This window comes from Arthrobacter sp. P1_B4 (assembly GCF_056406555.1).
Genome location: NZ_JBFTZW010000090.1, coordinates 1 through 12,182, shown reverse-complemented (window position 1 = coordinate 12,182; position 12,182 = coordinate 1). Strand labels below are relative to the sequence as shown.

Genomic DNA, 12,182 nt, shown 5'->3' with positions numbered 1-12,182 from the left:
ATGCGGGGGTGGTCGGGGGCCACGCCGTAGCGGATCAGACCGTAGGGTGCCGGGTAGCGGTCGAAGAGGTCGATGCTGACGGTGAGCTCGCCGCTCTTGACGGCCTCGCTCTTGGTCAGGATGTCCGCGGCGTAGACGCCGGCGGGACCGGAGCCGACGACGGCGACGCGCAGCGGGCGGGCGGCGGTTCCTACGGGGGTGCTAGTTGACACGGCTGTGTTCCTTTTTTCTTCTGCATCCGTTGCTCCACAAACRCCCTTTTGGGGCTTGATAACGGCAGTTGTGGAGCAATCGACGGGTGTTAGGGGGTCAGTACGCGGGTCTTGGTGGTGCGGGGAGCGTTCGGGGAGGTGGTGCTGTAGTCCGCGGTCTTGAAGTGCGACGGCGCGAACGGGCTGACGCGGACCACGTCGCCGATCACGATCACGGCGGGATTCGCTACGCCTGCGGCCTCCGCCTGGTCCGCGATGGTCCCGAGGGTTCCGATGGTCACCCGCTGGTTTGGCAGGTATCCATTCTCTACGATGCCAACAGGCGTCTGAAGAGGCAAACCGGCGCGGCCCAGGGAGGCTGCGGAATCGCGCAGCTGGCCCACACCCATGAGCAGGATCACAGTGTGGTCGGCACGGGCCGGCACTTCCGAGAGTTCCTCATGGCCGGTGACCACACTGAAGCCTTTGGCCAGCCCGCGGTGCGTGACCGGGATGCCGGCGGCGGCGGGCACGGAAATCGCCGACGTGACGCCGGAAACCACTTCGACCTCGACGCCGTGCTGCCGGCAGAATTCGGCTTCCTCGCCGCCGCGGCCCAGCACGTAGGGGTCGCCGCCCTTGAGCCGGACCACGCGGTGGCCCTGCAGGGCTTCCTCGACCAGGATCCGGTTGATTTCGGACTGCGGCACCGGGTGGTGGCCGGGGGTCTTGCCGACCTCCACCACGCGGACGTCGGGGGCCAGTTCGGCCAGGAGTTCACGCGGGCCGAGCCGGTCCGCCACCACGACGTCGGCCTGGCCAAGGAGCCGGCGGCCGCGGACGGTGATGAGTCCGGTGTCGCCGGGACCGCCGCCCACGAGGGCCACGGATCCGGGAGTTGCCCCCGTGCCGGGAACCCGGTGCCGGCGCAGCGGCAGGTCTCCGGTGGCCAGGGCCGTGGCGACGGCGTCGCGCAGGGCCATGGCGCGGCGCGGGTCTCCGCCGGCGTTGACGGCGATCTTGACGTCGTCCACCACGGCGACGGCGGGCGTCCAGGCGGCGGAGGCTTCGTGGTCGGAGGCGTTGACGCACCAGATGCGCTGCGCCTCGGCGTCGGCGGAGACCTGGGCGTCCACGGCGGCGTCGCCGGTGGCGGTCTGGACGAACCACACGCCGTCGACGTCGGACGCACGGTACGGGCGGGGCTCCCAGTTCAGGAGGCCGGCGCCGGCAAGTTCGGCGAGCGCCGGGCAGGCGGCCGGGGCCACGACGGTGACGCGGGCTCCGGCGTCGAGCAGCCCCTTGGTGCGCCGGGCGGCCACCGGTCCGGCGCCGACCACCAGCACGGGACGGCCGAGGAGGCGCAGCGCCGTGGGGTAAATGTCCTGAATTGCCATGCATCGACGATAGGGCGGCGTCACATAGCGGAACAACGGTGCGGCAACACCAGTTCACGCAAGGTAACGCCGCGTCACATAATGGCAATCGCCGCTCCTGATCTGCGGCGGCCGGGGGCACCCCTATTTCACGGCGATGAGTTCGATCAGCTTGATGTCGGGATCCTTGGCGAGCAGGGCCGGACCGTGTTCGCCGAGGGCGGCGGGGATGGCGCCGCTGAGGTGGGCCTGACGGTCCTCCTCGGTATCGAAGGTGTCGAAGATGCCGAAGGTGTTCTCGTTGACCCGGAAGGCATACCAGGTGCGCGTTCCGGGCTCGTTGAGCACGATTTCGCGCCCTCCGTTCAGGAAGTCCCAGACGTCCTGTTCCTTCCCCGCTTTGGCTTCGACCAGGGCCAGCACGCCAAATTTTGCTGCCACAGCGACCTCCTAGGAATCGGGCTTTGCATCAGCCGTGGAAGGGGCCGCAACCCGGCCTCTAGGCGTGAGTGTAGGCCCGTGCCTGTACCCGGGCAAGGAGCCATCGAAAAAGGAACGCGGGGTTACTTACGGCCCATAAACCAATGGAAATATGGGCCGTAAGTAACCGCGCGTTGCTTTGGAGGGGCTGGGGGCTGGCCTAGCGGGTGCTGCCGGCCAGGAGGCCGCGGCGGCGGAGCAGCCGCTTTTCAACCGGCGCGAACACGAGCAGCTCGATCAGGATTCCGACGGCGAGGATCAGCAGGATGGCGGACATGACGATGGTCATGTCGGACAGGACGCGGCCCTGGTCCAGCATGGAGCCCAGACCGAAGCCGATGGTGCCGCCGACGGCGATGATTTCCGCCGCCATGAGCGAGCGCCAGGAGAACGCCCAGCCCTGCTTGAGGCCGCCGAGGTACCCGGGCAGGGCCGCCGGCAGGATGATCTGCAGGGCCAGCTGGAGACGGGACGCACCCAGGACCTTCCCGACGCTGCGGTACTGCGGCGGAATCTGGTCCACACCGGAGATCAGGCCGTTGATGATCGAGGGAATCGCACCCATGAACACCACGAAATACACGGTGGCATCCGTGATCCCAAACCAGAGAATAGCGGCCGGCACCCAGGCCACCGACGGCAGGACCTGCAGCCCGGAGATCAGCGGCCCGAAAGCGCGCCGCAGCGGTGCCACCTGGGCCAGCACCAGACCCACCGGCGTCGCGATCACCACGCTGATCAGGAAGCCCACGACACCGCGCTGCAGCGAGGTCCAGACGGCCTCTTGAAGCTTGCCCTCGCCCCACAGGATTCCGACCTGGCCGATGACATCCAGGGGGCCGGGCACGACGTCGCGCCGCTTGAAGCCGAGGGAGACGTACAACTGCCAGAGGATGATCAGCACCGCGAGCGCGGCCACCGGCAGCAGGATCCGGCTCCAGTCGATGCGGACCTTGCGGATGGAGTCAGACTGCAGGGAGTCGAGGCCCGCTTCGAGCTCGCGGAGATCTTCCTTGCCGGTGGAGGAACGGGTCAGGGCGGCGTGGACCTTGCGGGTCTCGGCCCGTGCTTCCGCCACGGGAAGCTGGTTACTTGGCATGGCGGCGGATCTCCTCGCGTAGCCGGGTGGTGATTTCGCCGGTGAGCTGGCCGGCCAGCCCGGCGTCGGTGCGGTGCTCTTCGCTGACGTGCCATTCCCGCACCACGCGGCCGGGCCGGGAGGAGAGCAGCAGGACGCGCTGGCCAAGCCGGACGGCCTCGCGGACGTTGTGGGTGACAAAGACGATGGTCCGGCCGGTTTCCTTCCAGATCCGTTCCAGCTCGTCATGGAGCAGGTCCCGCGTAATCGCGTCCAGGGCCGCGAACGGCTCGTCCATGAGCAGCAGCTGGCGGTCCTGGGCCAGCGACCGGGCCAGGGAGACGCGCTGGCGCATCCCGCCGGAGAGTTCGTGGGGCCGTTTGTCCCCCGCACCGCCCAGGTGCACCAGGTCCAGCAGCTCCCCCGCCCGGACCCGGCGGTCGGCTTTCCCCACCCCGCGCAGCTTCAGGGCCAGCTCGATGTTCTCCCGCGCGGTCAGCCAGGGAAACAGTGCCGCGTCCTGGAACATGAAGGCGGCGCCGTCGCTGGGCACTTCCAGGGCGCCCGACGTCGGGGCCTCCAGTCCCGCCATGATGTTGAGCAGGGTGGACTTGCCGCAGCCGGAGGCACCGAGCAGGGCGACGAACTCGCCCTGCCCGATGGTGGCGTTGACGTCGTCCAGCACCGGGGCGCCGGCGCCGAAGCGCTTGCCCAGGTGTTCCAGTACGACTGGCATGGTCTGGTCCTTACTGTTGTGGCGGATGGCTGGGGGCCCGGACGCTAGTCCTTGCCGAGCCCCTCGGCGGAGATCTTCTTGCCGGCCGCACTCTCGCTCAGAACGCTGTTGAGCGCCGTGAGGTCGAAGATGCCGTTGATGTCGGCCTGCTTGGTGGTGCCGGCGTCGACGCCGTCCTGGAGCAGTTTCCTGTACGTCCCTGCGAGCGGGTCGGTGGTGAAGACGATGTTCTTCAGGGACCGGTCGATGACGTCGGCCGGCAAGGCCTTGCCTGCGGCAGCCTTGAGTCCGTCGTTGAGCACGGTGGCTTTCTCGGCGGCGGACGCCGCGTTGAGCCAGTCCACGGATTCGACATGGCCCTTCAGCAGCGCCTGCACCGTGGCAGGGTGCTCGGCCGCGAACGTCTTGTTGACGATCAGGACAGTGGTGACGAACTCGCCCTTCTCCCACAGGTCCTTCTCGTCGACCAGGACCTTTGCGCCGGCCTGGAGCACCAGGCGGGAGGCCCAGGGCTCCGGCAGCCACGCGCCGTCGAGCTTGCCGTCCTGGAACAGCTTGAGGGTCTGGGCGTTCTCGGTCGGGTTGATCGAGACGTCGCCGCTGCCGTCCGTGGAGGTCTTGAACCCCTGCTTGCCGAGCCAGGCGCGGAGGGCCACGTCCTGGGTGCCGCCGAGCTGCGGCGACGCGAGCGTCTTGCCCTTGAGGTCGGCCGCCGAGTTGATGCCAGGCTTGACCACCAGCTGCGCTCCGCCGGCCGCGGCGCCGGCGATGATGCTGATGGACTGGCCGTTGCTCTTGACATAGGAGTTGATGGCCGGGTTGGGGCCGATGTAGGTGGCGTCGATGGCGCCGGCGTTCAGGGCCTCGATCGCGGCCGGGCCGGCGTTGAACACCTGCGTGCTGAGCTTGGTCGCCCCGAGGTCCTTGGCGATGAACCCCTTGTTGACACCCACCAGGGCCGGGGCGTGGGTGATGTTGCCAAAGTAGCCGAGCCTGAGTTCCGTGGCCGGGCCGGCGTCCGCCGCTGCCGCTGCGGGGGCTGTTTCGGGGCTGCGGGACAACGAGGATGCAACGGCAGCGCCGGCGCCGATCAGGAGCACGAGGCCCGCGACCAGGGCGATCTCCAGGGTGCGCTTGCGTTTGGGTTTGCCGGTCTCGCCGGCGACGATCCGGGTGGTGCCGGGCTGTGTGCCGGGCCCGGGGTTTTCGGGGGTGTGTGACATGGGTGAAGTCCTGTTCTGGGGTGTGTGCGGAAGGGCCGGGCGGATGGTCAGCGCCGGCGACATCGCCCCTGGAAGTCCCTGCGGGGGAGGCCGGGGAACCGTTCCTGTGTCTTCATTCATTCACCATAGGGAGTGTCATATTCGGGGTTCAACGGCCCGGAAACCGGGGGTCACGCGGGTTCACGCAGCGTCACATTCGGCCCCAAAAGACGGCAGCTTGTTTCCCGGACAGCCGCCCAGGGCGACCGACCGGGGAACAAGCTGCGCCCGTGTGGCACGTGGCCTAGATCGAGTAGCGCTCGTCCTCGTGGTCGCCGGGGTGGTCGTTGACCAGGCCTGCGGCGAGGGTGTTGCCGTCGAGCGGGTCGATCACGAGGAACGCCCCGGTGCGGCGGTGGTGCAGGTAGTTCTCCAACGGCAGCGGCGCGGCGAGCCGGAGCTGCGCGTGCCCGATGTCGTTGAGCTCCAGGGTGGTGGTCGGCTCCAGGCCGAAGCTGGCGAGGTCGAGCCTGCCTGTCACGTTCCGGACCAGGGCCTGGACCGTGCGGGTGCCGTGCTTGACCAGGACCTTGGAGCCCTCCCGGAGCGGCTTGGGCGAGAGCCAGCACAGAGCGGCGTAGAGGTCTGCACTGCTTTCACGCACGGTCCCCGCCGCCGCGATCGTGTCACCGCGGGCGACGTCGAACTCATCGGCCAGGCGCAGGGACACGGACTGCGGGGCGGCCGCCTCGGCGAGCTCGCGGCCCGCGAAGTCGATCCCGGTGATGGTGGTGGTGCGCGGGGCCTGGCCCGGGGTCAGGATGCTGACCTGGTCCCCCAGTTTCACGGAGCCTTCGGTGATCTGGCCGGCGTAGGCACGGTAGTCGCGGTAGGCCTCGGGATCGAGGCCGCCGGCGATGGCGTCCGGAGCCAGCGCGCCCTGCGGCCGGATCACCAGTTGGACCGGGAAACGGAAGCTTTCGAGGTGGCTTTCGAGTTCGTCGGCGGCCGGCAGCGTCTCCAGGACCTCCAGGAGCGCCGGGCCGTCGTACCACGGGGTCCGCTCCGAGCGGTCCACCACGTTGTCGCCGTCGAGGGCCGAGACGGGGATGACCCGGAGATCGGCGACGCCGTCGGAACCGAGCCCGAGCTCGCGCCCGACCTGCTGGACGTCCGCCTCGATCCCGCGGAACACGTCCTCGCTGAAGTCCACGAGGTCGATCTTGTTCACGGCGACGATCACGTGTGCCACGCGCAGCAGCTGCAGCACGGACAGGTGCCGGCGGGTCTGCTCGAGGACACCCTTGCGGGCGTCGATGAGCACGACGACGGCGTCCGCGGTGGACGCGCCGGTCACCGTGTTCTTGGTGTACTGGACGTGCCCGGGGCAGTCCGCGAGGATGAAGCTGCGCCGGTCCGTGGCGAAGTAGCGGTAGGCGACATCGATTGTGATGCCCTGCTCGCGCTCCGCGCGCAGGCCGTCGGTCAGCAGGGCGAGATCGATCGCTTTTGTGCCGGTGGCCCCTTCACCGCCGAACCCGCGGTCCGCCGAGGTGCGGGCGACGGCGTCGAGCTGGTCGGCGAGGATCGCCTTCGAGTCGTGCAGGAGCCGGCCCACCAGGGTGGACTTGCCGTCGTCGACGGAGCCTGCGGTGGCGAAGCGGAACAGCGTGGTGGGCAGCGCCGCGGCAACGAGGTCCGGGCCCGGGAGAAACGTTTCCGTGCTCATTAGAAATAGCCGTCCTTCTTGCGGTCTTCCATGGCGGCCTCGGAGATGCGGTCATCGGCCCGGGTGGCGCCACGTTCGGTGATGGTCGAGGCGGCAACCTCAATGACGACGTCGCGCACCGTGGCGGCGGCCGATTCCACGGCGCCGGTGCAGGACATGTCGCCGACAGTCCGGTAGCGGACGGTCTTGGTGATGACTTCCTCGTGCTCGCGCGGCTGGGAGACCTCGCCGACGGCGCGCCACATGCCGTCGCGGGCGAAGACTTCGCGGTCGTGGGCGTAGTACAGGCCCGGCAGCTCGATGTTCTCGCGCTCGATGTAGCGCCACACGTCCAGTTCGGTCCAGTTGCTGATGGGGAACGCGCGGACGTGCTGGCCTACCGTGTGCCGGCCGTTGTAGAGGTTCCACAGCTCGGGCCGCTGGTTGCGGGGGTCCCACTGGCCGAACTCGTCGCGCAGGCTCAGGATCCGCTCCTTGGCCCGGGCCTTGTCCTCGTCGCGGCGGCCGCCGCCGAAGACGGCGTCGAACTTGTTGCGCTGGATCGCATCCAGCAGCGGGACGGTCTGCAGCGGGTTCCGGGTCCCGTCGGCACGCTCGGCCAGCTCACCGGAGTCGATGAACTCCTGGACGGAGCCGACGACGAGCTTCAGGCCCAGCCGTTCCACGGTGCGGTCGCGGAAGTCGATGACCTCGGGAAAGTTGTGGCCGGTGTCCACGTGCAGCACCGGGAAGGGCACCTTGCCGGGCCAGAAGGCCTTCGTGGCCAGGTGCAGCATCACCACGGAATCCTTGCCGCCGGAGAACAGCAGCGCAGGCTTCTCAAACTCGGCGACCACCTCGCGGATGATGTGAATGGCCTCGGACTCAAGGGTGTCGAGGCTCGAGAGGCGTGAACCTGCGACGCCGATTGCCGCCCCCGCCCCTGCGCCGCGCGGCTGATCTTCGATCAGCCCAGCGCGCGGCTCCGACAGGCCCGATGCCACTCCCTGGGCGGCAATCGGCGTCTCAGCTGCGTCGTTGTCCAGCACCGACAGCTCCAGGTCCTCGTTGGTGATTTGAGTTCTCATACGTGTAGTCCGCATTCTGTCTTGTCGGTTCCTGCCCAGCGTCCGGCGCGGGGGTCGTCGCCGGGCGCCACCTTGCGGGTGCAGGGCTGGCAGCCAATGGACGGGTAGCCCTGCGAAAGCAGCGGGTTGACGGGAAGAAGGTTGTCGTCGGAATACTGCACCAGCTGGTCGAAAGTCCAGGCCGCCACCGGGTTGACCTTGACCAGGCCGTTGGCCTCGTCCCAGGCGATCAGCGGCGTGTTGGTGCGGGTGGGCGCCTCGTCGCGGCGGACTCCGGTGAACCAGAGCTCGTAGCCGGCCAGGGTGCGGCGCAGCGGCGCCACTTTGCGCAGGGCGCAGCACTGGGCGGGGTCGCGGGCGAAGAGGTCCTTGCCCAGGAGCCGGTCCTGCTGCTCCACGGTGTTCTCCGGCAGCACGTCCACGACGTTGACGCGCAGGTTGGCCGCGACCTCGTCGCGCGTCGCGTGCGTCTCCGGGAAGTGGTAGCCGGTCTCCAGGAACAGGACGTCGACGCCGGGGAGCTCGTCCGCGACCAGCGCCGGGAGGACCGCATCCGCCATGGAGCAGGCGACGGCGACAGTCGGCAGTTCGAAATTGCGGGCCACCCAGGCAATGACGTCGCGGGCCGGGGCGTCCCAGCCGAGCTCGGCGGCGCCGGCCTCGGCGAGGGCCTTGAGCTCGTCGTGGGAACGGAGTGCTGCAGTCACTGCAGGTCACCCTCTTCCGCGGCGAAGGCCCACTCGGCGAAGCTCTGGCCCTCGGAGCGGTCGGCGACGAACTTGCGGACCACGCGTTCCACGTAGTCGGGCAGCTCCTCGGCCGTGACCTTCAGGCCGCGGACGGTGCGGCCGAGGCCTGCCTCCTCGCGGCTGTCGGACGCGAGCCCGCCGCCGAGGTGGACCTGGAAGCCCGGGGTGGGGTCGCCGTCGGGCGTTGGCAGCATCATGCCTTTGAGGCCGATGTCCGCCGTCTGGATCCGGGCGCAGGAGTTGGGGCAGCCGTTGATGTGCAGGGACAGCGTCTGGGGCAGCTGCTTGCTCTCGGCGAGATCGGCCAGCCGGCGCTCCAGCTCGGCAACCGCCGTCGCCGCGGTCACCTTCGTTTCCACGATGGCGAGCTTGCAGAACTCGATGCCGGTGCAGGCGATGGTGCCGCGCCGGAACACGGACGGGCGGGCGGACAGGCCCAGCGCGTCGAGCTCGGCCACGAGCGGGTCCACCTCATCCTTGGGCACGTCGAGTACCACGAGCTTCTGGTGCGGGGTGGTGCGCAGGCGCTGCGAGCCGCGGGCCTCCAGGGTGTCCGCGAGCTTGACCAGCTGGCTGCCGGAGAGGCGGCCGGCCAGCGGGGTGGCGCCGATGAAGAACTTGCCGTCCTTTTGTTCGTGCACGCCGATGTGGTCGCCGGGCGTGGAGGGCTTCGGGGCGGCCGGGCCGTCGGCGAGTTTGTAGCCGAGGTATTCGTCCTCGAGGACCTGGCGGAACTTCACCGGCCCCCAGTCGGCCAGCAGGAACTTCAGGCGGGCCTTGGTGCGCATGCGCCGGTAGCCGTAGTCGCGGAAGATGCTGGTGACGCCGAGCCACACGTCGGCGGCCTGGTCCGGCCGGACAAAGGCGCCGAGGCGCTTGCCCAGCATGGGGTTGGTGGAGAGCGCGCCGCCCACCCAGAGGTCATAGCCGATGCCGAGTTCGGGGTGGACCAGGCCCACCAGGGCGACGTCGTTGATCTCGTGCACCACGTCCTGGCTGGGGTGGCCGGTGATGGCGGTCTTGAATTTGCGCGGCAGGTTGGCCAGTTCCGGGTCGCCGATGAACCGCTCGGCGAGTTCCTGGATCAGCGGCGTGGGATCGATGATCTCGTCCTTGGCGATGCCCGCCACCGGGGAGCCGAGGATGACGCGGGGCACGTCGCCGCAGGCTTCCGTGGTGGACAGTCCCACGCCTTCGAGCCGGCGCCAGATTTCGGGCATGTCTTCGACCCGGATCCAGTGCAGCTGGATGTTCTGGCGGTCCGTGAGGTCGGCCGAGTCGCGGGCGAAGTCCACGGAGATCTGGCCGATGACGCGCAACTGCCCGGTGGTGAGCGCACCGCCGTCGATCCTGACGCGGAGCATGAAGTATTTGTCTTCGAGCTCGTGCGGCTCAAGCGTGGCGGTCTTGCCGCCGTCGATCCCGGGTTTGCGCTGGGTGTAGAGCCCCCACCAGCGGAAGCGGCCGTGCAGGTCGGTGCCGTCGATCGAGTCGAAGCCGTGCTTGGAGTAGACGGACTCAATACGCTCGCGGACGTTGAGGCCGTTGTCTTCCTGTTTCCAGGTCTCGTTGGCGTTCAGCGGCGTGGTGCCGTCCACTTTCCACTGGCCGTGCGGCTTTGCGGCCGGGCGGGGAGGGCGCTTGGTGCGGCCGGCGGCAGCCTCGTCCGTGGACGCTCCGGCTAGAGCTGTATCAGTCATGCATCGACTGTAGGGGCGGCCGTAATCCCGTCACAAAGGGTCAGAAACGGGGAGTCACCTAGGGCAACATTTCGTCACGAACCGCCGAAAACCCTTGAAGTCGCCCTGCAGCTGTGCATCTGCGCGGACCGTCAGGGCCGGGGCTGCCGGGCCCCGGCCAGCGCCGCGTCGTAGCGTTCCAGGGCAATTTCGGCGAGGACCGGGGAGGGAAGCAGCGGCGCCGTCACCAGGTCCGCGCCGGCCTTGGCCAGCTGGTCATGGAAGAAGCCGGGCGCCAGGAGATACGAGGCGATGACGACGCGGCCGCCAAGGTCCACCGCTCCGGCCGACTCCCCCGCGCCGGCACCGCCGGCGGCCTCCTCGCGGAGCATGGCGACGGCGTCGGGAACCGAGGGTTTGGCGGAGGCGCCGTAGGCGGCCACGATCCGGTTGGAACGCAGGGCACGGAGCTGGTCCGTGAGTTCCTCGACATTCTGTGCGGCGCTGGGATCGGAGGACCCGGCGGCGGCGAGGACCACGGCGTCGTTGTCCGTTACCCCGGCCTCGCGCAGCCGCGCATCGAGCAGCGCTGCGAGCCGCGGATCCGGCCCCAGCGGCGCCGCGGCCAGGGTGTCCGGCCGGCTCTTCACGGCGCGGGCGATGTCCACCTTGACGTGGTATCCGACGCTGAGCAGCAACGGAACCACGACGGCGGTTACCCCCGCCGGGAGGCCCGCCACGACGGCCGGCAGGTCCGGATCCTGCACGTCGACGTAGGCCTCGCGGACGTCCAGCCCGGGACGGAGCCCGGCGATGCCGTCCCGGAGCGCGTTGACCTCCGCGGCCCCGTGCGGGCTCGACGTGCCGTGGGCGCAGGCGATCAGGATGGGGGTATTCATAGCCGTTAGCGTAACCTTGGAGCCGCCCTATCCGCCCCCTTGCAACCGACCGGGACGCTTCATGACCTTCTCCTTCAGCCTTGTCCTGGTCTGGCTTGACCTCGCCGGTGTGTTCTTCTTTGCGGTCTCCGGCTCGCTGCTCGCGGCGCGGAAGCAGTTCGACATCATCGGCTCGCTGCTCCTGGCCTCGGTGGTGAGCCTGGGCGGCGGCGTCATCCGCGACATCATCATCAACGCGGGCCCGCCCGCCGCGTTCACCAACCCGGCATATCTGGCACCGCCCCTGTTTGCCACGGTGCTGGTGTATTTCCTGTTCTCCAGCGTCCAGCGCTTCACGTCGCTGCTGATGCTGTTCGACGCCGGCGGGCTGGCCCTGTTCTGCATCACCGGCACACTGAAGGCGCTGGCCGCCGGGATGAATCCTGTGGCCGCCGTCCTGCTGGGTGTCACGACGGCGGTGGGTGGCGGCCTGCTGCGGGATATCACCGCCAACGAGGTCCCCCAGCTCTTCGACCCCAAGGATCTGTACGCTCTGCCGGCGTTCGCCGGGTCGGCGTTGACCGTGATCCTGTCCCTCACGGGGACCTTCACCGCGGTGAGCGCCTGCGCCGTCGCCGGGCTTGTCTTCGCCTTCCGGGTCACGGCCTGGCGGCGCCACTGGTACGTTCCGCTGGCGGTGCGCGGTTGGCACCGGCTGGGCCTGGACAGCGCGGAAAACGACCGCTGAGGATTAGCTAGGATAAGACCATGACTGACATGTTCCTCGAGAAATTCCGCGCGCTTGTCCCGAAGTATCTCGAAGACGAATGGCAGGAAGAAGATGGCCTCCCGGCCGAGGAGCTCGACGCCGCCCTCGCCGAACACCAGTTCCAGGTCCCGATGGTCCTGCGCGAGTTCTACCTGGCAGTCGGCGGCTGCGAGGACATCATGGAGGCCTACCACTACTTCTGGGACCCCGAAGAGCTCGAAGTGGATGATGAGGGCTTCCTCATGTTC

Annotated in this window: 11 protein-coding genes and 2 pseudogenes; 2 read left to right on the top strand and 11 right to left on the bottom strand. The window is 68.9% G+C overall.

Going from position 1 to position 12,182, the window contains the following annotated elements; translation table 11 throughout:
* From AC1D1W_RS17685 to AC1D1W_RS17635, 11 genes and pseudogenes are all read right to left on the bottom strand, one after another.
* Positions 1-212: pseudogene (locus tag AC1D1W_RS17685) on the bottom strand (pyridine nucleotide-disulfide oxidoreductase); the annotation flags it as partial.
* Between the two features lie 89 nt (positions 213-301).
* On the bottom strand, positions 302-1,588 hold the full coding sequence (cobA, locus tag AC1D1W_RS17680) for a uroporphyrinogen-III C-methyltransferase (RefSeq protein WP_243181975.1): 1,287 nt from the start codon (positions 1,586-1,588) through the stop codon (positions 302-304).
* Positions 1,589-1,711: 123 nt separating this feature from the next.
* Entirely contained in the window at positions 1,712-2,008 is a 297-nt protein-coding gene (locus AC1D1W_RS17675) for a putative quinol monooxygenase (RefSeq protein ID WP_223913715.1), read from the bottom strand.
* A gap of 199 nt (positions 2,009-2,207) precedes the next feature.
* A complete protein-coding gene (locus AC1D1W_RS17670; RefSeq protein ID WP_476944367.1) occupies positions 2,208-3,146 on the bottom strand; it encodes an ABC transporter permease in 939 nt (312 codons plus the stop codon).
* Entirely contained in the window at positions 3,136-3,861 is a 726-nt protein-coding gene (locus AC1D1W_RS17665; RefSeq protein WP_028276673.1) for an ABC transporter ATP-binding protein, read from the bottom strand. Before AC1D1W_RS17665 ends, AC1D1W_RS17670 begins: the two co-directional genes overlap by 11 nt.
* 44 nt (positions 3,862-3,905) lie before the next feature.
* Positions 3,906-5,084 (bottom strand): ABC transporter substrate-binding protein, encoded by a 1,179-nt coding sequence (locus AC1D1W_RS17660; RefSeq protein WP_476944366.1) that lies wholly within the window; start codon positions 5,082-5,084, stop codon positions 3,906-3,908.
* 283 nt (positions 5,085-5,367) lie between these two features.
* Positions 5,368-6,792 carry a sulfate adenylyltransferase subunit 1 gene (locus tag AC1D1W_RS17655; protein WP_028276671.1) on the bottom strand — a complete coding sequence of 475 codons (1,425 nt, stop codon included), beginning with the start codon at positions 6,790-6,792 and terminating at the stop codon, positions 5,368-5,370.
* Complete coding sequence (gene cysD / locus AC1D1W_RS17650; RefSeq protein ID WP_476944365.1) at positions 6,792-7,859, bottom strand: sulfate adenylyltransferase subunit CysD; 1,068 nt, start codon at positions 7,857-7,859, stop codon at positions 6,792-6,794. Before cysD ends, AC1D1W_RS17655 begins: the two co-directional genes overlap by 1 nt.
* Positions 7,856-8,566 carry a phosphoadenylyl-sulfate reductase gene (locus AC1D1W_RS17645; protein ID WP_243181971.1) on the bottom strand — a complete coding sequence of 237 codons (711 nt, stop codon included), beginning with the start codon at positions 8,564-8,566 and terminating at the stop codon, positions 7,856-7,858. Before AC1D1W_RS17645 ends, cysD begins: the two co-directional genes overlap by 4 nt.
* Positions 8,563-10,308, bottom strand: coding sequence for a nitrite/sulfite reductase (locus AC1D1W_RS17640; protein ID WP_476944364.1), 1,746 nt, complete (start codon positions 10,306-10,308; stop codon positions 8,563-8,565). The genes AC1D1W_RS17645 and AC1D1W_RS17640 overlap by 4 nt, the downstream gene beginning before the upstream one ends.
* A gap of 131 nt (positions 10,309-10,439) precedes the next feature.
* On the bottom strand, positions 10,440-11,186 hold the full coding sequence (locus tag AC1D1W_RS17635; RefSeq protein WP_043436026.1) for a sirohydrochlorin chelatase: 747 nt from the start codon (positions 11,184-11,186) through the stop codon (positions 10,440-10,442).
* 61 nt (positions 11,187-11,247) lie between these two features.
* Between AC1D1W_RS17635 and AC1D1W_RS17630 the strand changes: the two genes are divergently transcribed.
* A complete protein-coding gene (locus AC1D1W_RS17630; protein WP_243181968.1) occupies positions 11,248-11,913 on the top strand; it encodes a trimeric intracellular cation channel family protein in 666 nt (221 codons plus the stop codon).
* Between the two features lie 20 nt (positions 11,914-11,933).
* Positions 11,934-12,182: pseudogene (locus tag AC1D1W_RS17625) on the top strand (hypothetical protein); the annotation flags it as partial.

Bases quoted from the DNA above. Each gene is read 5' to 3' on its own strand.
- cobA (WP_243181975.1), bottom strand. From the start codon at position 1,588: ATGGCAATTCAGGACATTTACCCCACGGCGCTGCGCCTCCTCGGCCGT.
- AC1D1W_RS17670 (WP_476944367.1), bottom strand. From the start codon at position 3,146: ATGCCAAGTAACCAGCTTCCCGTGGCGGAAGCACGGGCCGAGACCCGC.
- AC1D1W_RS17665 (WP_028276673.1), bottom strand. From the start codon at position 3,861: ATGCCAGTCGTACTGGAACACCTGGGCAAGCGCTTCGGCGCCGGCGCC.
- AC1D1W_RS17660 (WP_476944366.1), bottom strand. From the start codon at position 5,084: ATGTCACACACCCCCGAAAACCCCGGGCCCGGCACACAGCCCGGCACC.
- AC1D1W_RS17655 (WP_028276671.1), bottom strand. From the start codon at position 6,792: ATGAGCACGGAAACGTTTCTCCCGGGCCCGGACCTCGTTGCCGCGGCG.
- cysD (WP_476944365.1), bottom strand. From the start codon at position 7,859: ATGAGAACTCAAATCACCAACGAGGACCTGGAGCTGTCGGTGCTGGAC.
- AC1D1W_RS17640 (WP_476944364.1), bottom strand. From the start codon at position 10,308: ATGACTGATACAGCTCTAGCCGGAGCGTCCACGGACGAGGCTGCCGCC.
- AC1D1W_RS17635 (WP_043436026.1), bottom strand. From the start codon at position 11,186: ATGAATACCCCCATCCTGATCGCCTGCGCCCACGGCACGTCGAGCCCG.
- AC1D1W_RS17630 (WP_243181968.1), top strand. From the start codon at position 11,248: ATGACCTTCTCCTTCAGCCTTGTCCTGGTCTGGCTTGACCTCGCCGGT.